The organism is Ensifer canadensis (genome assembly GCF_017488845.2).
Taxonomy (GTDB): Bacteria; Pseudomonadota; Alphaproteobacteria; order Rhizobiales; family Rhizobiaceae; genus Ensifer; species Ensifer canadensis.
Genome location: NZ_CP083370.1, coordinates 4,031,588 through 4,051,102, shown reverse-complemented (window position 1 = coordinate 4,051,102; position 19,515 = coordinate 4,031,588). Strand labels below are relative to the sequence as shown.

Annotated in this window: 18 protein-coding genes; 12 read left to right on the top strand and 6 right to left on the bottom strand. The window is 62.8% G+C overall.

All coding sequences use genetic code 11. The features are described 5' to 3' along the window. Positions 1-1,040: 1,040 nt before the first annotated feature. From rpsT to mutM, 3 genes are all read right to left on the bottom strand, one after another. On the bottom strand, positions 1,041-1,307 hold the full coding sequence (gene rpsT / locus J3R84_RS19620; RefSeq protein ID WP_025425661.1) for a 30S ribosomal protein S20: 267 nt from the start codon (positions 1,305-1,307) through the stop codon (positions 1,041-1,043). Between the two features lie 192 nt (positions 1,308-1,499). Further along, positions 1,500-2,273 (bottom strand): enoyl-CoA hydratase, encoded by a 774-nt coding sequence (locus tag J3R84_RS19615; RefSeq protein WP_025425660.1) that lies wholly within the window; start codon positions 2,271-2,273, stop codon positions 1,500-1,502. A gap of 53 nt (positions 2,274-2,326) precedes the next feature. Continuing rightward, positions 2,327-3,217, bottom strand: coding sequence for a bifunctional DNA-formamidopyrimidine glycosylase/DNA-(apurinic or apyrimidinic site) lyase (mutM, locus tag J3R84_RS19610; protein WP_057204300.1), 891 nt, complete (start codon positions 3,215-3,217; stop codon positions 2,327-2,329). Between the two features lie 198 nt (positions 3,218-3,415). Here mutM and ubiE point away from each other — a divergent pair, with 198 nt between their 5' ends. The 9 genes from ubiE (at position 3,416) to J3R84_RS19565 (ending at position 11,953) form a co-directional block, all read left to right on the top strand. Further along, entirely contained in the window at positions 3,416-4,192 is a 777-nt protein-coding gene (gene ubiE, locus J3R84_RS19605) for a bifunctional demethylmenaquinone methyltransferase/2-methoxy-6-polyprenyl-1,4-benzoquinol methylase UbiE (protein ID WP_025425658.1), read from the top strand. Positions 4,193-4,196: 4 nt separating this feature from the next. Next, entirely contained in the window at positions 4,197-5,771 is a 1,575-nt protein-coding gene (gene ubiB, locus J3R84_RS19600; RefSeq protein ID WP_203527334.1) for a 2-polyprenylphenol 6-hydroxylase, read from the top strand. Positions 5,772-5,994: 223 nt separating this feature from the next. Next, positions 5,995-6,504, top strand: coding sequence for a GNAT family N-acetyltransferase (locus J3R84_RS19595; protein WP_025425656.1), 510 nt, complete (start codon positions 5,995-5,997; stop codon positions 6,502-6,504). 161 nt (positions 6,505-6,665) lie between these two features. Then, positions 6,666-6,923: a hypothetical protein gene (locus tag J3R84_RS19590; RefSeq protein WP_025425655.1), complete on the top strand. Its 258-nt coding sequence runs from the start codon at positions 6,666-6,668 to the stop codon at positions 6,921-6,923. A gap of 175 nt (positions 6,924-7,098) precedes the next feature. Continuing rightward, complete coding sequence (locus J3R84_RS19585) at positions 7,099-7,878, top strand: SDR family oxidoreductase (protein ID WP_025425654.1); 780 nt, start codon at positions 7,099-7,101, stop codon at positions 7,876-7,878. 322 nt (positions 7,879-8,200) lie between these two features. After that, positions 8,201-8,794, top strand: a complete 594-nt coding sequence (locus tag J3R84_RS19580) for an ankyrin repeat domain-containing protein (protein ID WP_025425653.1) — start codon at positions 8,201-8,203, stop codon at positions 8,792-8,794. 13 nt (positions 8,795-8,807) lie between these two features. Continuing rightward, positions 8,808-9,278, top strand: a complete 471-nt coding sequence (locus tag J3R84_RS19575; RefSeq protein WP_025425652.1) for a nucleoside deaminase — start codon at positions 8,808-8,810, stop codon at positions 9,276-9,278. Positions 9,279-9,560: 282 nt separating this feature from the next. Beyond that, positions 9,561-11,054, top strand: coding sequence for an MFS transporter (locus tag J3R84_RS19570; protein ID WP_051509147.1), 1,494 nt, complete (start codon positions 9,561-9,563; stop codon positions 11,052-11,054). After that, positions 11,051-11,953: a cation diffusion facilitator family transporter gene (locus tag J3R84_RS19565; RefSeq protein ID WP_025425651.1), complete on the top strand. Its 903-nt coding sequence runs from the start codon at positions 11,051-11,053 to the stop codon at positions 11,951-11,953. The genes J3R84_RS19570 and J3R84_RS19565 overlap by 4 nt, the downstream gene beginning before the upstream one ends. A 37-nt stretch (positions 11,954-11,990) precedes the next feature. On the opposite strand, the gene J3R84_RS19560 is transcribed toward J3R84_RS19565, so the two are convergent. Then, positions 11,991-13,604 (bottom strand): ABC-F family ATP-binding cassette domain-containing protein, encoded by a 1,614-nt coding sequence (locus J3R84_RS19560; protein ID WP_025425650.1) that lies wholly within the window; start codon positions 13,602-13,604, stop codon positions 11,991-11,993. A 341-nt stretch (positions 13,605-13,945) separates the two neighbouring features. Beyond that, positions 13,946-14,068, bottom strand: coding sequence for a hypothetical protein (locus J3R84_RS38500; RefSeq protein ID WP_255569781.1), 123 nt, complete (start codon positions 14,066-14,068; stop codon positions 13,946-13,948). A 742-nt stretch (positions 14,069-14,810) separates the two neighbouring features. Here J3R84_RS38500 and coaBC point away from each other — a divergent pair. After that, the gene (gene coaBC / locus J3R84_RS19555) at positions 14,811-16,031 is read left to right on the top strand and encodes a bifunctional phosphopantothenoylcysteine decarboxylase/phosphopantothenate--cysteine ligase CoaBC (protein WP_025425647.1); all 1,221 of its coding nucleotides are present in this window, start codon (positions 14,811-14,813) and stop codon (positions 16,029-16,031) included. Positions 16,032-16,234: 203 nt separating this feature from the next. Here coaBC and J3R84_RS19550 read toward each other — a convergent pair whose 3' ends face one another. Next, positions 16,235-17,041, bottom strand: a complete 807-nt coding sequence (locus tag J3R84_RS19550) for a class II glutamine amidotransferase (RefSeq protein WP_025425646.1) — start codon at positions 17,039-17,041, stop codon at positions 16,235-16,237. Between the two features lie 279 nt (positions 17,042-17,320). Here J3R84_RS19550 and J3R84_RS19545 point away from each other — a divergent pair, with 279 nt between their 5' ends. Both J3R84_RS19545 and J3R84_RS19540 read left to right on the top strand, forming a co-directional pair. Continuing rightward, a complete protein-coding gene (locus J3R84_RS19545) occupies positions 17,321-18,451 on the top strand; it encodes a Gfo/Idh/MocA family protein (protein WP_025425645.1) in 1,131 nt (376 codons plus the stop codon). Between the two features lie 117 nt (positions 18,452-18,568). Further along, a complete protein-coding gene (locus J3R84_RS19540; RefSeq protein ID WP_025425644.1) occupies positions 18,569-19,432 on the top strand; it encodes a MurR/RpiR family transcriptional regulator in 864 nt (287 codons plus the stop codon). The last annotated feature ends 83 nt before the right edge of the window (positions 19,433-19,515 follow it).

Here is a 19,515-nt window from a genome sequence, read left to right as displayed (position 1 = left end):
GTCGTGCTTATCTCCCGCCGCCTGAGATAGATTGCTTCCGGCCTGAAATACGTCGCCGTTCTTTTGAAACGCGCCCGCCGCCGTCACCAAGTTCATCCGCATTTTGCCGCCTTCCGATTATGTTCAGACGCCGTCATCTCTGCCGGCCCCATCTCTTATGTGCGGCACCCACGGCTTCCTCATCGAGGTCATGCCGCTTCACCGAACGTCACAGTCGCAATCCAACCGGGCTCCTCATCTCCCGACCGGGTGCGCGCTACGCGCATCTGCCAGGCCTTGCCGGCCGGCTGATGTCCCCTCGCGCCTCATTGTCAACAAATCCCCCAGTCCGCCCTGGACCGTGCCGGATCCTCCTCCTCGCCGACAACTGTCTCGCACCCTCGTACGAAGCGGACAGCCGAGCGCTGGATTCTATCTCTCGTCAGGCACCGCTTGCACCTGACTTTGAGCAGTGGCGCCACCGGCAACCAGAAGTCGAAATGTCCTCGTCCGGAATGGTTGGGCCATCCGGTTTTTCGTTCTCGACTTGTCTGATTGAACGACGTGGAGCCGCCCTGATACAGGGAACAGAAAGCCTGAAACCATCTCGTTGAAATGGCCTCCGTACTTCCCTTTACAGATATGGTCTGTGTCCCCTGTGGAGGGCATTTAGGCAGGATCGATGGGCAAGATCAATCGCGATTTTTACGCAACCTTAAGCGCTGCCCGTTGACTCTCATGCTGCCTTTTGCTTGCCGCAATCCGAGTCCGGGAAGAATCGCTTTTGAATCAAGGGTTTTGATTTTCGGCTCTTTGATTAGCTGGCGAAAAAGAAAAAAAATAAAAATTCGCTTGACTCATCACGGGCCCAGAAGACCCCCAGCCAGAGACACCCTATCACCAAGGACCTCTCGTAAGTCTCTGAAATTCCTATAGAAATTCTGTCATCGCATTGACACGAGAAATGTCGTGCAGGTTAACCATCGTGATGACACATGTATGAATCGGAAAAGCCCGACGCAAGGGTCGGGCTTTCAATTAACAGATTTTTATTAGCCGGATTAGGCCGAAAGTGCCTTCACGCGCTGTGCAAGGCGCGAAACCTTGCGCGAAGCGGTGTTGGAATGCAGCACGCCCTTGATGGCAGCGCGCATCAGCTCGGGCTGAGCGGCCTTCAGGGCTGCGGCTGCGACCGCCTGATCGCCGGTTGCGATCGCTTCTTCGACCTTGCGGACGAAGTTACGGACGCGCGAACGGCGGGCTTTGTTCACTGCAGTGCGGCGTGCGATCTTGCGGGTCGCCTTTTTCGCCGAAGTTGTATTGGCCATTGATGCCTCTCTTCGAAAACTGACATGAACTCCGCCCTCGCCGTGCCGGGTCACTGCGACCTGTCATCAAAGCAATTCGGGAGCATTATCGGAAAGCCCAGATTTGGCGTTCCAAACTGAGGGCGGCATATAGCGAGAAACGGCCGCCCCGTCAACGCGCAATTTGGAGAAAACTGCGCGTCGCCCCTTGATCTACCTGTGTTTGAACTCCGGCTTGCGCTTCGCTGCGAAGGCGGCCATGCCTTCCTTCTGGTCTTCAGTGGCAAACAGCGAATGGAAAAGCCGCCGTTCGAACCGCAGGCCTTCGGCAAGCGTGAGCTCCAGCGAGCGATTGACGGCCTCTTTTGCCATCATCACCGCCGGCAGCGAGAACGATGCGATCTTCTCGGCCGCAGCCAGCGCTTCCTCCATCAATTTCTCCGGCGCCACCACACGCGAAACGAGTCCTGCGCGTTCCGCCTCGGTCGCGTCCATCATCCGTCCGGTGAGGACGAGGTCCATCGCCTTCGCCTTGCCGACGGCACGGGTGAGGCGCTGCGACCCGCCCATGCCGGGGATGACGCCAAGGGTAATTTCCGGTTGGCCGAACTTTGCCGTCTCGGAAGCGATGATGAAGTCACACATCATCGCCAGTTCGCACCCGCCGCCGAGCGCGTAGCCGGAAACGGCTGCAATGACCGGTTTGCGGGCAGCAGCCACCTGATCCCAGCCGCCGATGAAATCGCCGAGATAGCTTTCGACGAAGTCCAGCGTCTGCATCTCCTTGATGTCGGCGCCGGCCGCAAAGGCCTTCTCCGAACCGGTGACAACAACGGCGCCGATCTCGTTATCGGCATCGAACGCTTTCAGCACCGCGGCAAGCTCGCGCATAACGGTCGAGTTCAGCGCATTCAGCGCCTGCGGGCGATTGAGCGTGACCAGGCCCACGCGTCCGCGCGTCTCGACCAGCAGCGTCTCGTAACTCATTGTCGTCTCCTCCGAATTCGTGTCAGCGGTCGGGTCCGGCCGGACCCGGATGTTCATTTCTGGCAGCGCGGGCAATGAAACGTCGAGCGTCCCGCCTGCACGATGCGGGCGACCGTACCGCCGCAACCCGGCGTGCGGCAAGCCTCCCCTTCCCGGTCATAGACGGAAAAGGAATGCTGGAAATAGCCGAGCGATCCGTCGGCCTGGATATGATCTTTCAGCGACGAGCCGCCCGCGGCGATGGCATCGGCAATGACCTCGCGGATTGCAACGGTCAGGCCCTGCAGTTCCGGCTTCGACCCACCTTGGCTGTCGACGAGGGCGCCTGCCGGCTTCAGCGGCGACAGGCCTGAACGCCAGAGCGCCTCGCACACATATATATTGCCGAGGCCGGCAATATTCTTCTGGTCGAGCAAGGCTACCTTCAGCGGTTGCGCCTTTCCGGCAAAGCGTGCCGCCAGATAGGCGGCGTCGAGCGCGTTGCCGGTCGGCTCTTCCCCGAGTGCGCGGAAGAAGGCGTGGGCCGCCACCGTGTCCCGTCGGGCGAGATCCATGAAACCGAAACGGCGCGGATCGTTATAGATGACACGGGCGGGGCCGACGGCACCTTCCAGATGGAAGATCACATGATCGTGCTTCTCATCCTTGGCGCGTGGGTGGTGAAATTCGTCCGGCGTTTCTGGCAGCGCGCCCTGTTCGATACGGAACGAACCTGACATGCCGAGATGGGCAATGATGACGTCACCGGCCTCCAGATCGATCATCAGATATTTTGCCCGGCGCGACAGCGAGACGATGCGCTGACCGGCAACGGTGGCTGCAAAATTGACAGGGAAGGGAAAACGCAGATCCGGCCGACGCAGTTCTGCACTGACGAGGAGCGCGCCTTCCATGGTCGGCGCCAGACCCCGTTTTACCGTTTCGACCTCCGGCAGTTCCGGCATGCGTCGTCTCCTTCTTTCTTAACCACCACACGCCCGGCATTCTTAACCACCATAAGCCCGGCCGTTGGCATTTCCTTGGCGGGCTACTTATCCTATAGGGGTGCGCTATGCCGCAGCCATGGCCCTGCCCCCGAGATAGCGCGGGTCGGACGATTTCGCTATGGTGCCGGAAAAATTGGTTCAGGTGGAGTTCTTCGTATGACGGATCAGCGGGTATCGGCCAATGGCGGAATGGAAACCTCCTTCGGTTTCCGCAACGTCGGTACGGGCGAAAAGCAGCCGCTCGTCAACGACGTCTTCCATAAGGTGGCCAAGCGCTACGACATCATGAACGACGTGATGTCGGCCGGGCTGCACCGCGCCTGGAAGGATGCGATGATTGCCGCGCTCAATCCGCCGCGCCGCGAGGGCTACAGGACGCTCGACGTCGCCGGCGGCACCGGCGACATCGCCTTCCGCATCATCGAAGCCTCCGACCGCAAGGCGCATTCGACGGTTCTCGACATCAACGGCTCGATGCTCGCCGTCGGCGCGGAACGGGCGGAAAAGAAGAAGCTTTCGGCCAATCTCGATTTTGTCGAGGCCAATGCTGAGGAACTGCCGTTCGACGCGAATTCCTTCGACGCCTATACGATCGCCTTCGGCATCCGCAACGTCCCGCGTATCGATGTCGCGCTCAAAGAAGCCTATCGTGTGTTGAAGCGCGGCGGGCGACTGCTGGTGCTCGAATTCTCCGAAGTGGAGATGCCGCTTCTCGACCGTTTCTACGATGCATGGTCGTTCAACGCGATCCCGAAATTCGGCAAGCTGATCACCGGCGACGAAGCGCCCTATCAGTATCTGGTGGAATCGATCCGCAAGTTCCCGAACCAGCGCGATTTTGCCGCCATGATCAAGGAGGCGGGCTTCTCGCGCGTCTCCTTCACCAATTACACCGGCGGCATCGCAGCGCTGCATTCCGGCTGGAAAATCTGATCTTATGAGCACAGCTGGAGCATATGTCCGCCTCGTGCGGATCGGCTGGGTTCTCGTGCGCGAAGGCGTCGTCTCGGCGGTCCCGACCGAACACCTGCCGCCCTTTGCCCGTTTCGCCCAGAAGGCAGCCGGGCTTTTCGCCCGCCGCAAGGTGCTAGGCGAGGAGCGCAGCGACCGGCTGTCGCGCGCCGTTGCACGCCTCGGCCCCTCCTATGTGAAAATCGGCCAGTTCCTGGCAACCCGCCCCGACGTCGTCGGCGCGGAATTTGCCGCTGACCTGTCGCTGCTGCAGGACCAGATGGCGACCTTTCCGCAAAGCGAAGCCAAGGCCGCGATCGAGGGATCGCTCGGCCGCAAGGTCGAAGACCTCTACGCCGAATTTTCCCTGCCGATGGCGGCCGCCTCGATCGCCCAGGTTCATCCGGCCATCGTCATGCGCGACGGCCGGCCCGACAAGGTTGCCGTCAAGGTCATCCGCCCCGGCATCCGCCAGCGTTTTGCCTCCGATATCGAGGCGATGTATCTCGTCAGCCACATGCAGGAGCGTTTCCTGCCCTATACGCGGCGGCTGAAACCGGTCGAGGTCACCAAGACGCTAGAGCAGACGACCAAGATCGAAATGGATCTTCGGTTGGAAGCAGCCGCCCTTTCCGAACTCGGCGAGAACACCAAGGAAGATTCCGGCTTTCGCGTACCGAAGGTCGATTGGGAACGCACCGGCCGCGACGTCGTCACCATGGAATGGATCGACGGCGTCAAGATGTCGGATATCGACGGGCTGAAGGCGGCGGGCCACGATCTCGACGCGCTGGGCGACACCCTGATCCAGTCCTTTCTCCGCCACACATTGCGCGACGGCTTCTTCCACGCCGACATGCATCAGGGCAACCTGTTCGTCGACGATGCCGGCCATATCGTCGCCGTCGACATGGGCATCGTCGGCCGTCTCGGCAAGAAGGAACGCCGCTTCCTCGCCGAGATCCTGTTCGGCTTCATCACCCGCGACTACCAGCGCGTCGCCGACGTGCATTTCGAGGCAGGCTACGTGCCGTCGCATCATGATGCCGCGAGCTTCGCCCAGGCGATCCGCGCCATTGGCGAGCCGATCCACGGCCAGCCGGCCGAGACCATCTCGATGGCAAAGCTGCTGACGCTTCTGTTCGAGGTGACCGAGCTCTTCGACATGCAGACACGGCCGGAACTGGTCATGCTGCAGAAGACCATGGTCGTCGTCGAGGGCGTCGCGCGCACGCTCAATCCGCGTTTCAACATGTGGAAAGCATCCGAGCCTGTGGTCGGCAAGTGGATCCGCGACAATCTCGGACCGAAGCGCATCGTCACCGACCTGCGCGACGGCCTGCACGCGGCCCTTCGTCTGGCCGAAGCAGCACCGGAAATCGCCGCCCGCACGGAAAAATTCTCCAGCAAGATCATGGCCATGAGCGAAAACGGCCTACGGTTCGACGCCGAGACGGCGCATGCCATCGGCAAGGCCGAGGCACGCCACACGCGCTCCGGCCGCCTGGCGCTGTGGCTGATTGCCGCCACGCTCGTCTATATCGCCTGGCAGGTGACCTGAGCGCCACCGGCAATCCGGTCGCCGAACCGGCTTGCAATTCCACTGCCGCTTGTTATCGTTCCGACATGGACAATCGTTCGATGATCGCAATGGTGCTTTGCACGCATATCCAGGGGTGTGCGGGAGACCACGTGCGTTAAACGGACTGTCCCCCGACCAACCCTGCCGAGGCGAGCAGGGTTTGGTCCTGTTTCCTCGGTGCCAGCGAGCTGATGAGGAAACAATGACCGAAGCCACCCCCTCCCCGACACTCAGGATTCGAGCGGCGCGCGTCGTCGACTGGGAAGCGATCGCCGCACTTATGAGCCAGCCGGGCATCCGCTCCGGCACGCTCAGACTGCCCTATTCGACACCGGAGCAGACGCGCAAGTGGATGGAGGGCCTGTCGGAGGACAACACTGTGATCGTGGCCGAGCGCGACGGCCGCATCGTCGGCATGGCCGGTCTGCACCGCAATAAGGGGCGCCGGCATCACTCCGCCGTGCTCGGCATCAGCGTCGATGACAACCACCGCGGCGAAGGCATCGGTAAGACACTTCTTACATCTCTGATCGATGCTGCCGATAACTGGCTTGGGATCAGCCGCATCGAGCTGACCGTCTTTACCGACAACGAAGCGGCAATCGCGCTTTATCGCAAGACCGGCTTCGAACCCGAAGGCACGCACAGGGCCTATGCTCTGCGCAATGGCGTGCTGGCCGACGTGCTGGCGATGGCGCGCATTCGCGCCTGATCGCGGCCGGACCATGCGTCCGGGTGGTGAGGAAGAGGTGGCAGGGCTTTCGGTTCTGCCGCCGGCTGCAACCATGTTCCATCCGGAACTGCGAATAAGCAGACGACATGCGATCTTCTCCCCATGGATGACGGGAGTTCATCCCTGGAGGAGAGAACACCATGCGCAAGATCATCATCGCCGCGGCCGTCGCAATCACCGCAGCCGTTTCCTTTGCCGCGCCGTCACAGGCTGGCGGTGTGACGATCGGCTTCAGCAACGGCGCCTACGGCCATGGCTGGAGCGGCCAGATCGGCTATGTCGACGGCTATTACGGTGGCTACTACGACGAGTATCGCCCCTATTGCTTCATCAAGAAAGTCAGGCGCTACGATCACTACGGCAATGTCTACTACGAGCGTATCCGCATCTGCCGTTAATAATAGCAAGGGGCGAGGGACACGAGGCCCGGCCGGTTTCCGGCCGGGCTTTTCGACGTCTGGCGCTCATCACCTTCATCCGAATTGCCGGTTCCCATCCGCTTACCCCATTGACGCCGCGTCGCTGCCGGGCTCCAAAAGCAGCAACGCAAATCGCATGGGAAGGTAGACCGTCATGGATCTCGGCATCACAGGCAAGAAGGCGCTCGTGCTCGGCGGCAGCAAGGGGCTTGGACGCGGCATCGCCGAAGCACTCGCGGCTGAAGGCGTTGCCGTCGCGGTGACCGGTCGCGACGCAACTACGGCCGAAAAGGTCGCAGCAGAGCTCAGTTCGAGCGCCCGCGGTTTTGCGCTCGATCTTTCCAAGCCCGAAAGCCTCGACGCGCTGCTCGATCGGCTCGCCGCCGATTTCGGCGCGATCGACATTCTCATCCTGAATGGCGGCGGGCCGCCGCCGTCGCTTGCGTCCACCATCGAGCCGGAGTTCTGGCGGACGCAGTTCGAGACCATGGTGCTCGCCGGCATGCGCATCACCGGCCGGGTTCTGCCCGGCATGAGGGAGCGCGGTTTCGGCCGCATCATTGCCGTCGCTTCGACCAGCATCCGCGAGCCGATCCCGGGCCTGACCGCCTCCAACGCGCTTCGAAGCGCTGTTGCCGGCTGGCTGAAGACGCTGGCCGGCGAAGTCGCCGCCGACGGCGTGACCGTCAACATGCTGTTGCCGGGGCGGCTTGCGACCGACCGCACCTTGGGCTTCGACCGCATGGACGCCGAGAACGAAGGCGTCGATATCGCCACGGTTGCCGCGCGCAGCCAGGCGGATATTCCAATCGGCCGCTATGGAACGCCGGCGGAATTCGGCGCTGCCGCCGCATTTCTCGCGGGCCGGCCCGCGGCCTATGTCACGGGCGTGGCACTTCCCGTCGACGGCGGTCTCAGCCGATCGATGCTCTGAGTTGCCGCGTCAGTCCGCCCTGCCCCTCCCTTGAAAATACAAGCGACCGGCTCAAGGCGGTCATTTATTATTGCATCGTGCGTCAGACATGGCGTTCAGAAGCTTCAATTTCGCAGGTGAACTTCACCGCAAATTGATGCTGGTTTCAGGGGTTATGCAGTAAAACCTGCAGCCGGGCGCCGTTTGCCCGGCTGACCATACGACTGGCCAAACGACTGGCTAAACGACTGGAATGACCCCCATGAACTCACCATCGACCGGGTGGCTGCTCGGGATTGCACTCTTCGCCTCAGCCCTTCTTCCCGCCGCTGCAGGAGCCGCCATGCTTGAAAAGGAAATGATTGCCGCAGCTTCGGCCGGCAACGCCGCCGAACTGCGCGAATTGATCAAGCGCGGAGCAACGCTCGACGCGCGTGACGCAAGCGGCGCGACCGCTCTGCTCGTCGCCACACACGAAAACCGCATCGACGCTGCCCGCGCGCTCATCGAAGCCGGCGCGGATGTCAATGCGAAGGACAAGATCGAGGACAGTCCCTACCTCTATGCTGGCGCGCGCGGCCATCTCGAAATCCTGAAGCTGACGCTTGCCAACGGCGCCGACCTCAAAAGCACCAACCGTTACGGCGGCACGGCGCTGATCCCTGCGGCAGAACGCGGCCACGTCGAAACGGTGAAGACGCTGATCGAGGCGGGCGTCGATGTCGATCACGTCAACCGGCTGGGCTGGACGGCGCTGATCGAAGCCATCATTCTCGGCACCGGCGGCGAAAAGCATACGGAGATCGTGCGATTGCTGATCGACGCGGGCGCGAACGTCAATCTTGCCGATGGCGAGGGCGTGAGCCCATTGAGCCACGCCCGGCAGCGCGGCTATGGCCGGATTGAAAAGCTGCTTACCGCCGCCGGCGCCCGTTGAAATCGGAGGGGACATGAAGCAGGAAAGACGCTTTCTCGGCGAGGCTGTCGCCCTTGCCCGCGCCAATGTCGAAAAAGGTGGCCGTCCCTTCGGCGCGGTTGCCGTTCGCAACGGCGAGGTTATCGCCAGCGGCGTCAACGAGATGCTTGAAACCGGCGATCCGACATCGCATGCCGAGATGAATGCCCTTCGCCTGGCGGCAAAGCGCCTCGGGTCTCCCCGTCTTGAAGGCGTTGCGATCTATGCCAGCGGCCAACCCTGCCCGATGTGCATTGCGGCCATGCGCATGGCCGGCATCACCGAGATCGCCTACGCCCACTCGAATGCCGACGCCGAACCCTACGGGCTGTCGACGGCGGCAGTCTATGCCGAACTGGCAAAACCCCTTGGCGAACAGTCGATGCGCTTTCGCCATGTGCCGGTCGACGATAACGACCTGGCACCGCTCTATGCGGAATGGCAGCATCGTCAAAAAGAGGGCTGACAAGCGGCCGGCACCGGTCAAGCCCAGCCACAGCTTGGGCAGCCCCCTGCGGCGGCCACTGCCAGCGCCGGCCGGTGGTGCCTCCGACGGGCGGACGGGCACGGCAAAGGCAGTGAGGCGCCGGAACAACCCGCCTGCTCACGCCGACCGACGGTGTCTCGACAACCAGAGCCCTTGCCGAACACACGCGGCGAGTGTAATCGCGAAGGTGAGATTGCCCTCTCCTCCCTGCCGCCCAGCGTTCCTCGGAGAACGTCGGCGGCCCAGTCCGCGGGTGCTGCGATGAATGCCTTTTCCGAACGCACGGGCCGCCTGGTGGCGCTGCTTCTCATCGCCGGCTCCGGCGTGGTGACGATCGCCAAGGGCATGAGCCTGACCTTCCTCGCGATCCGCCTGCAGCGGGATTTTGGCCTTACCCCGGCAGGTATCGGCGTCCTGATTGGCGCGGGCCCCCTGCTCGGCGCGATCATCAGCCCGTTTGCCGGCAGCCTGTCCGATCGCATCGGCCGAACGGGTGTGCTGACCATAGCGCTCTTCATGGCCGGACTGGCGCTGGCGGGGCTCGGGCTGGCGCACTCGATCGCCGCCTTCGCGCTGGCGCATATCGTCTCTGCGGTTGCCGCCGCCGTCTATGAACCGGTTTCGCGCGCATTGATGAGCGATGCCGCGCCAGCGCATCTGCGCCTGCGGGTATTCTCCTGGCGCTATCTGGCGATCAATGCCGGCTGGGCCGTCGGGCCGTTGATCGGCGTCTGGGTCGGCGCTGCCTATTCGACCCTATTCATCATTGCCGGCATCATGCATGCGGCCTTCGGCCTCGTGCTGTTCTTCACCGTGCCGGAAGCGAGCAACAGACGGGCGGTCGAGACGGGACCGGGGTCCAACACCACGGGCGGCTGGCGCGGGCTTGTCGCTGCCTTGCGCGACCGCCGACTGATCTTCTTCGTCATCGGCGGCACCCTGCTTTTGGCCGTTCATGGTCAATGGTCGGTGACATTGTCGCAATATCTCAACACCGGCTTCGAGGATGGCGTCACCCTGTTCGCGCTGCTGGTTTCGACCAACGCAGCAACGGTGCTCGTCGCCAGCACGCCCGCCCGCTTCGTCATTGAAAGGATCGGCGCGCTCAAGGCGCTGTCGCTCGGCTGCCTGCTGTTCCTGCTTGGTGAAATCGGCTTTGCAGCCTCGTCCGGCGTCGAAATGCTGGTCGCCTCGATGATCCTCTTCACCATCGGCGAGGTGCTCGTCGTGCCCTCGGAATATGTGCTGGTCGACGGCAGGATGCCGGCAATCGCGGCACCTATTTCGGCGCCCATTCACTGTCCACCGTCGGCAATTTCCTTGGGCCGCTCATCGGCGGCCTTGCACTCGGCGCAAGCGGCGGCGCCGGCATGTTCCTGCTGTTCGCGCTGCTTTCAGCGGCAAGCGCGCTCCTGTTTGCAATCGGCCATTCCATGCCGCCGCCCCGCCGGCACGCACCGATGCGCTCGATGGCAGCGCCGTCGGCCGAGATCTCATGCGCTTCGGTCAATTCGCCTAGGGCCGGAGGCAGCATTGCCCCACGCAGGGGTGGTATTCGTGTTCACAATCATCATGCTTGGGCTCATCGATCGCCTCCCTGGTGCGACACGAGATCGCCGCAGGGCAGCGCTGCCGCCGCTTTTTCTTGCCAACCGGAAGCGCTACCATCGCCTCGTCTGCGTGATCACCGTCACCATTTCGTCACTGGCACAGCCTAAGCACCGCGTCGAAACAGGAGTGAATACAAGATCATGACCACCGCCACCGAACAAACCGTCCTCAAGCGATCGATCGCCGCCACCATCGTCGTCGGCGCGACAGGCGTGCTGTTCGGCCTGTTGTCCGGATCGGTGTCGATCGTGTTCGACGGGGTGTTTTCCGTCGTCGACGCCGCCATGACGCTGCTGGCGCTGGGAGTGACGCGGCTGATCCCACGGGAAAGCAGCCGCTTTCAAATGGGCTTCTGGCATATCGAGCCGATGGTCCTGCTGTTAAACGCCGGCCTACTCACGACGCTCTCCTTCTACGCCCTTATCAACGCCGTCGACTCGCTGCTGTCGGGCGGCCGCGAACTCGCCTTCGACTGGGCGATCGCCTATGCCGCCGTCGTCGTCGTCATCTGCATCGTGATGTTCATCTACGGGCGGCGGGCGAACCGCACGATCGGCTCGGAATTCCTGGCGTTGGATGTGCGTGCCTGGGCGATGTCGGGCACGATTACCGCAGCCCTGCTTGTTGCTTTCGTGGTCGCCGCGATGCTGAAGGGCACCGCCTATGAAGACTGGACGCCCTATGCCGACCCGGCAATTCTGGTGGTTCTGACACTTTGCCTGATCCCGCTTCCGCTGAAGACCGTCTATGCCGCGCTGAAGGAAATCTTCCTAGTCGCCCCGGCGGAACTGGACGAGAAAGTGCGCGAGGCAGCGCGCAATGCCGCCAGCCGCCACGGCTTTGCCGATTATCGCACATACGTCGCCAAGGTCGGCAGGGCCCGGCTGATCGAGATCTACCTGATCGGATCGGCCGAAACCCGGGTGGATACGCTTGCGAGCCTCGATGCGATCCGCGCCGAGATCGGCGCGGAAATCGGCGAGGCCGGGCGCGATCGCTGGCTGACGATCGCCTTTACCGGCGACGTGAAATGGGCGCAGTAGCGCCCACTGCCGGCGTGCCGCCCGAAATCATCCGCCTTTAACGAACGTTCGAGCGACGACCTGCCGACGGGGTCGTCAGATCGATCCGGCGCGTTATGCCGATCGCCTCCAGAAACGCCTCGTCGTGGCTGACGACGATGAGCGCCCCGTCGAAAGCCCGCAGTCCCGCCTCCACCGTCTCGATGGAATCGATATCGAGATGGTTGGTCGGCTCGTCGAGAATCAGGAGATCAGGCGGGCTCTCGCCGCCAAGCACGCAGGCGAGCCCCGCACGCAGCATCTGCCCGCCACTCAGGCTGGAGACGCGCTGCAGTGCCGCGTCGGCGCGGAACATGAACCGCGCGAGCGCCGCCCGACAGGCGTTTTCGCCGGCGCCGGGATGGAGCCGGCGGAAGTTGTCGCGGATCGACACCTGCGGATCGAGCAGGCTCACCTGTTGATCCAGAATGGCAAAGTCCGTCAGAACCCGAACCTGACCCGACCAGGGAGCAAGCTTGCCTGACATCAGCGACAGAAACGTCGTCTTGCCTGAACCGTTGCGGCCGGTGATCGCCACCCGCTCCGGCCCGGCAATCGTCAGCGACAGATTGGCGAGCACCGGACGGTCCGGGATATAACCGGCGCTGACATCATCGACCTGAAGAACGGCACGGCCGGGCGGCAGCCCGGTCGAAGGCAGCCGGACCGAAAACGGCTGGAGGATCTCGATGCGTTCGCGGGCGGCGGCAAGATCGCCGAGCGCCTGATCGCGTCGCCGCTCGGAAAGCCGCGCGTTGTCGCCCGCCGTCTTTTCGCTGCGCTCCTTCTTCGCATCGAGCAGCAGAAGCGGCTCGTCACCTTTGGCGCGCTTTCTGCGGCCGGCGCTATCCTTTCGGGCCTTGCGCTCCGCGAGCTCCTGCGTCTTGCGGTCGACCTCCGCAAGGCGTCGTTCCGCGTCGGCAAGATCGTGCCGGGCCGATGCGAGTTCGATCGCCTTGCGCTCGCGATAGTGGCTCCAGTTGCCGCCGTAGCTGGTGGCGCCGAGAGAGGTGAGTTCGACGATCACATCCATCGTGTCGAGAAGCTCGCGATCGTGGCTCACGACGATGGCGCCGCCACGCCAGTTCGCCATCAGCTCGATCACTGCCTCGCGCCCGGCGCGGTCGAGATTGTTGGTGGGTTCGTCGAGCAGGATGAAATCGGGATCGGCAAAGACCAATGCCGCCAGCTTGGCACGGGTCAGCTGCCCGCCGGATAGCGATGAGAGCGGCGTCTGCGCTTCTGCCTCCAGCCCGAGGCGAGCGAGCGCTGCGGCCAGTCGCGCCTCCAGCGTCCAGTCGGCAATCGACAGCTCGTCGATGCTGGCGGTGCCTTCCTCCGCTCGGCGTAGAAGCGCCAGCGCATCGGCAATGCCGAAGAGGTCGGCGACGCTCTCCTGTTCGGCGACCTGCACCGTCTGGCGCAGGATGCCGAGGCTGCCGTCGACCGAGACTGTGCCGGCCTGCGGCTGGAGTGTTCCCGCAATCAGCTTCAGCAGCGTGCTTTTGCCGACGCCATTGCGCCCGACAAGGCCAGAGCGCGCCGGGCCGAACGTCAGGCTCAGGTCGGAAAAGAGGCTGCGGCCGTCAGGCGTTGACCAGGTGAGATGGGAGAGCGAGATCGAAACAGGCATGGATACGGATTTCCCTGATGGCAAAAAGAGTGGGCTTTGCTGTCAGGTGGAAATCCATCGATGCGTGTATCCTGTGGTAATTTCTATCGATGCAAAGATAACATCGATCGTGTTTTCTTCAAGGCAAGGATGCCATAGCCGCTCGCCGCGAACCGTGAGCACTTGGTCGCCGCTCAGTCTGGAAACATCCTTGGCGCCCGTGCAACCGGCATTCTGCTTGCTTTGAAGCCAGATCCGGCCGCGTTCGGCACTGATCGATTGGAGATGGTATTGGAACACAGTGTGGGCGGCACACGAGCGTGGTCGCCCGGTCTGGAGCAGATGGTACCGCCTTTGGACGATTACCAGACGAGACCGTTCAGCGTGATCAGCGCGATCACCAGCAGGGACAGGATGAGCGACATCTTGATTGCGGCAAGCGCGTAGTCATAGCGGCGAATATGCATTGCAAAGGTATGAAGCATGGCATTCTCCCTGGCGTCGAAATGCCCGACGGCCGTTGGGGCCGGGCCACGCGATCGCCTGCGTGTCATCTTATGAGGTGCGGGAGGCCCGCGCGGAAATCTGGAGCGGCATCCGCGACGCGTTTTGGCTGCTGAGGACGGCAGATCCGAAGGTCGACAGCTATTGGACCAGGGGCAGCCGACTTTCGACACGGCTGTGGTGCAAGTCCATGAGTCGGGCCAGGATTGCCTCGCCCTCTTCGCGATCAAGCGCCGGGTATCGCACCCGGACGGCATCCCGAAAAACATCGGCAACCATCGGGAATTCCTCGGGAAGGATCGGTCGCCCACGAAATCCGTCGATGGGGTGCATCACGCGATCTCCTCAGTTGGGGCGAAAGCGTAACGATCTCTCAGCCACCGACGCCCGTTCGATCGGTCGATGATGGATGCACTATGCGCCTTCGGCAGTGAGATACCAAGGGATATTCGCCGCTAGAAAGGGAACGCGGCCAGGCGCGCCATCTGGATCGGGTGATCTGCTGCCGGCGCGCAAGGATCGCCGAACGCCCCTCCAGGCGTGCGCCGCCACGGCTGCAATTGTGGCGTTCGGCCAGACACGTTGCGCCCGATGAAACGCTCAAGTAGGGTCGCTGCAACCGCGTCCCTCCGCCGGCGAAGCCGTCGAAAGGGATGCTGTTGAACACCATGGCTGAACCGGAAAGAACTCCGGTTAAGAAGGCGGCCGCAAGGCTGGGACGCAATGACACTGTCGGGCAAACGCATTCTCCTGATCATCTCCGGCGGCATTGCGGCCTATAAGAGCCTGGACCTTATCCGCCGGCTGCGCGAGCGCGGCGCCAGCGTCCGGCCAGTCATGACATCAGGTGCGCAACAGTTCGTGACACCGCTTGCCGTCGGCGCGCTTTCCGCCTCGCATGTCTATCTCGAGCTGTTTTCGCGCGAGGACGAACAGGATGTCGGCCATATCCGGCTGGCGCGCGAATGCGATCTGATCGTCGTCGCCCCTGTTACCGCCGACCTGATGGCGAAGATGGCGAACGGTCATGCCGACGATCTCGCCTCGACCATCCTGCTGGCCACCGACCGTCCGGTGCTGGTCGCGCCGGCGATGAACCCGAAGATGTGGGCGCACCCGGCAACCCGGCGCAACCGCGCGACGCTCGCCGCCGACGGCATCCATTTCATCGGCCCTGAAGCCGGCGAAATGGCGGAGAGCGGCGAGGCCGGAGAAGGACGGATGAGCGAGCCGCTGGCGATCGTCGCTGCCGTCGAAAACCTGCTTGCAGGCGGCGCGAAGCCACTTGCCGGACGCAAGGCGGTCGTCACATCCGGCCCGACGCATGAGCCGATCGACCCGGTGCGCTACATCGCCAACCGCTCGTCGGGCAAGCAGGGCCACGCCATTGCCGCGGCGCTCGCCAGGCTCGGCGCGGATGTGACGCTGGTGTCCGGCCCTGTGACGATCCCCGACCCCACAGGTGTCAACGTGATCCATGTCGAGCGCGCCGAGGAAATGCGCGATGCAGTGCTTGCCGCCCTTCCCGCCGACGTTGCGGTGATGGTCGCGGCCGTTGCCGACTGGCGGGTGGCAAGTGCGGCCGGCAACAAGATCAAGAAGAAGCCGGGCGAAGCGCCGCCACCGCTTCAATTGGCCGAGAACCCGGACATCCTCAAGACGGTCGGCCACCATGCAAACCGGCCGAAGCTGGTCGTCGGCTTTGCCGCCGAGACGGAGAACGTCGCCGACAACGGCCGCTCGAAGCTCGAGCGCAAGGGTGCCGATTACATTCTCGCCAACGACGTCTCGCCGGCAACCGGCATCATGGGTGGCGATCGCAACCGGGTGAAGCTGATCTCGGCCGACGGCAACGACGACTGGCCGGAGATGGACAAGGAAGCGGTTGCCGAAAAATTGGCGGCGCTGATTGCGGCTGAGCTGGAGCGAAGAGAACAGGGTTGATCAATCGCCGTACCTGGCCAAAAAGCCCCTCACCCTAACCCTCTCCCCGCAGGCGGGGCGAGGGAACGTGCCCTGTGTGGATGAAGCATCCGCAGCAAAAGGAACGCGCGAGTGCGGCGTATCCCTTCTCCCCGTGAAAACGGGGAGAAGGTGGCGGCAGCCGAATGAGGGGCCGCTCACTGCCCACCGATATGCTGAAAGCCTCAGGCCGAACGGTGCTTGCGTACCGGCGCGCCCTGCGTCGAGAACAGCCTGACATCGACGCCGTTTTCGCCGACGATCACGGCCGTGCCGTCAGGAATTTCGACCCAGGCGCCGTCGTCGTCGTTGAGCGGTTCGGAGACAAGACAGTAACCGCCGCTCGGGCCCATGGGTGCTGCGTAGAGCGTCGGCGCCTTCCAGTCGGAGGCATAGCGCACCGCATAAAGATCGTTGCCGTCAGAGAAGGCGGCGGTGAAGCGCACCAGAACCTGGCGCTCCAGATGTTCGGCAAGCTGTTCGATGAAGGCCAGCGCTTCGGCGATCGCGCCGAGCGGATTGTGGTCGAGACCAAACTGCATGGCGAGCAGGAACAGGAGTTCGGAATCCGTCGTGCCGGTGCGGGCCGAATAGAGGTCGTTGTCGAGCATGCTCTCCATCGGCCGGCGCAGATGTTCGAAGTCGCCGATCTGGCCGTTGTGCATGAAGGACCAGCGCCCGAAGACGAAGGGATGGCAGTTGTCGCGCCGGGTGCCGCCACCGGTCGACGCCCGCACATGGGCGAGGAACAGCGGCGAGCGGATCTGGCGGGCAATGCTCTTCAGATTGCAGTCGGACCAGGCGGGGAGAATGTCGCGGTAGCGCCCAGGTTCCGGATGGTCGCCGTACCAGGCAATGCCGAAGCCGTCGCCGTTGGTCGCCGTCTTTGCCCGCGTGGCGCAATGGGACTGCTCGATCAGCGAGTGCGCCGGAGAGGTCACCAGTTCCTCGAGATAGAGCGGCTCCCCGCGATAGGCTGCCCAGCGGCACATGCTGAAATCACTCCGGTTTCGCACCGTTCATACGGATGCGATTCGTTAACCATGAGCGATGTTCCGACGAAACATGGTAAAAATGCGTTAACAAATTCATCCAGGCTCTGCCGGGACCGTATTCTCGGCCACCCGATCGCGCTGTCTCGACAGAAACATCAACCAAGGCGCCTCCATAGACCTCCAATATATTTTCGAACAAATATTCCATGTTGACAAATCTTGCACATTTCATTTCATTCCGAGCCACGACACGGTCGTTGACCCCGGAGGAATGGCATGAGCAGCAAGAAGAAACTGGGTGTGGGCCTGATTGGCACGGGCTTCATGGGCAAGGCGCATGCGCTCGGCTTTACCATCGCCGCGCGGGTGTTCGATCTGCCCTTCGAGCTTGACCTGGTTTCGGTTGCCGATGTGACCACCGAAAGCGCGGAAAACGCCCGCCGGCGTCTCGGCTTTCGCAAGGCGACGGCGGACTGGCGCGAACTTTTGACCGACCCCGACATCGACATCATCGACATTACCACGCCGAACCTTCTGCACAAGGAGATGGCGTTGGCGGCCATTGCCCATGGCAAACATGTCTATTGCGAAAAGCCGCTGGCGCCGATGGTCACTGACTGCGCCGAAATGGTCGCGGCTGCGGAAAAGGCCGGCGTCACGACCCAGGTCGGTTTCAACTACCTGAAAAACCCGCTGATCTTCCTCGCCAAGGACATCATCGAGAGCGGCGAGATCGGCGAGATCCGCTCCATGCGCGGCGTCCATGCCGAAGACTTCATGGCCGATGCCTCGGTGCCGTGGGGCTGGCGGCTGAACCCGGCCAGCGGCGGCGGCGCGCTTGCCGATATCGGCAGCCACATCATCGCCTCCATGCGTCACCTCGTCGGGCCGATCAAATCGGTGCTTGCCGAAACCATCATCCAGATCCCTGAGCGCCCCGTCTCTGCCGGCGCCAGCGAGATGCGCGCCGTCGAGGTCGACGACATCACCCGCGCCTTCGTGCGCTTCGAAAACGGCGCGACCGGCAGCTTCGAGGCCAACTGGATCGCCACCGGCCGCAAGATGCAGCACGATTTCGAGATCTACGGCTCCAAGGGCAGCATCGTCTTCACGCAGGAGCGCCTGAACGAGATCCGCGTCTACTCCACCGGCGACGATATTCGCAGCCGCGGCTTCCGCACCATCTGGGCCGGGCCCGAGCATCCGCCCTACGGCGCCTTCTGCGTGGCACCCGGCCACCAGATCGGCTTCAATGATCTGAAGGCCATCGAGGTGAACGAGTTCCTTGAGGCGATCGCCAAGGGCAAACCGCCATCGACCGATTTCCGCGAGGGTTATGAGGTGCAGAAGGTGCTCTCGGCCACCTATCAATCGGCAAAGACCAACGAATGGGTCCAGATCGGCTGACGAAAAGTCGGAATGGAAAAGGCGGCAAAAAATGGAATGCCTGTTCTATCCCAGCCGCCGCTATTCGATTAGTGTGAGGTCACTAGAGAACACGGGTCAGACTGGAGACAGACAAGAATGGCAACGCCTGAAACGACGACGGAGGTCCCGCAGGATTTCGAAGCGCTGAAGGCGGTCATTCTGGAGCGAAAGGCGCAGCTGCCGAAACGGTTGAAGCAGGTGGCCGCCTATTCGCTTGACAATCCCGACGAGATTGCCTTCGGCACCGCCGCAAGCATCGCCACCTCGGCCGACGTCCAGCCGTCGACCCTGGTGCGCTTTGCCCAGCACTTCGGCTTCGAGGGCTTCTCCAGCCTGCAACAGATTTTCCGCGCCCGCCTGCGCGAGCGCACGCCTGGCTACGAAGACCGGCTGAAGGCACTGAGCGAGAACGAACACAGCAAGCTCGAGAGCGGCTCGATCTTCAACGGCTTCGTCGCCGCCGCCCACCGCTCGCTCGACAACATCGCAACCTCGGTCGACCCGGAAGCCTTTGAGCGCGCGGTCGACATCCTCGCCAAGGCCGAGACGGTCTATCTGATCGCCAAGCGCCGCTCCTATCCGATCTCCAGCTACATGGCCTATGCCTTCGGCAAGCTGAAGGTGAAATACCAGCTGGTCGGCACGGCCGCCGGCATCGATGACGACATGCTGGCGATGGCTGGCAAGAACGATGCCGCGTTTGCCGTCAGCTTCTCGCCTTACGCCTCCGAAAGCGCCACCCAGGCGCGGCTGCTTGCCGAGCGCAAGGTGCCGGTGGTGTCGCTGACCGACTCGGCGTTCTCGCCGCTGGCGGAATCTTCCAAGGTCTGGTTCGAACTGGTCGAGGCGGATCACGCCGGCTTCCGCTCGCTTTCCGCCAGCATGGCCTTCGCCATGGCGCTGACAGTCGCCATTGCCGAGAAGCGTCGCCGCCTGCTTGAAGAGACGAGGACGGAATAGAACGGATAGAATGAAAATTCTATATTGACGAAACGCCGGAATTTATGTTTCATACCTGCATCACCCACAGAACGAGAATGGTC

Coding starts and splice junctions, on each gene's coding strand:
- rpsT (WP_025425661.1), bottom strand. CDS start 1,307: ATGGCCAATACAACTTCGGCGAAAAAGGCGACCCGCAAGATCGCACGC.
- J3R84_RS19615 (WP_025425660.1), bottom strand. CDS start 2,273: ATGAGTTACGAGACGCTGCTGGTCGAGACGCGCGGACGCGTGGGCCTG.
- mutM (WP_057204300.1), bottom strand. CDS start 3,217: ATGCCGGAACTGCCGGAGGTCGAAACGGTAAAACGGGGTCTGGCGCCG.
- ubiE (WP_025425658.1), top strand. CDS start 3,416: ATGACGGATCAGCGGGTATCGGCCAATGGCGGAATGGAAACCTCCTTC.
- ubiB (WP_203527334.1), top strand. CDS start 4,197: ATGAGCACAGCTGGAGCATATGTCCGCCTCGTGCGGATCGGCTGGGTT.
- J3R84_RS19595 (WP_025425656.1), top strand. CDS start 5,995: ATGACCGAAGCCACCCCCTCCCCGACACTCAGGATTCGAGCGGCGCGC.
- J3R84_RS19590 (WP_025425655.1), top strand. CDS start 6,666: ATGCGCAAGATCATCATCGCCGCGGCCGTCGCAATCACCGCAGCCGTT.
- J3R84_RS19585 (WP_025425654.1), top strand. CDS start 7,099: ATGGATCTCGGCATCACAGGCAAGAAGGCGCTCGTGCTCGGCGGCAGC.
- J3R84_RS19580 (WP_025425653.1), top strand. CDS start 8,201: ATGCTTGAAAAGGAAATGATTGCCGCAGCTTCGGCCGGCAACGCCGCC.
- J3R84_RS19575 (WP_025425652.1), top strand. CDS start 8,808: ATGAAGCAGGAAAGACGCTTTCTCGGCGAGGCTGTCGCCCTTGCCCGC.
- J3R84_RS19570 (WP_051509147.1), top strand. CDS start 9,561: ATGAATGCCTTTTCCGAACGCACGGGCCGCCTGGTGGCGCTGCTTCTC.
- J3R84_RS19565 (WP_025425651.1), top strand. CDS start 11,051: ATGACCACCGCCACCGAACAAACCGTCCTCAAGCGATCGATCGCCGCC.
- J3R84_RS19560 (WP_025425650.1), bottom strand. CDS start 13,604: ATGCCTGTTTCGATCTCGCTCTCCCATCTCACCTGGTCAACGCCTGAC.
- J3R84_RS38500 (WP_255569781.1), bottom strand. CDS start 14,068: ATGCTTCATACCTTTGCAATGCATATTCGCCGCTATGACTACGCGCTT.
- coaBC (WP_025425647.1), top strand. CDS start 14,811: ATGACACTGTCGGGCAAACGCATTCTCCTGATCATCTCCGGCGGCATT.
- J3R84_RS19550 (WP_025425646.1), bottom strand. CDS start 17,041: ATGTGCCGCTGGGCAGCCTATCGCGGGGAGCCGCTCTATCTCGAGGAA.
- J3R84_RS19545 (WP_025425645.1), top strand. CDS start 17,321: ATGAGCAGCAAGAAGAAACTGGGTGTGGGCCTGATTGGCACGGGCTTC.
- J3R84_RS19540 (WP_025425644.1), top strand. CDS start 18,569: ATGGCAACGCCTGAAACGACGACGGAGGTCCCGCAGGATTTCGAAGCG.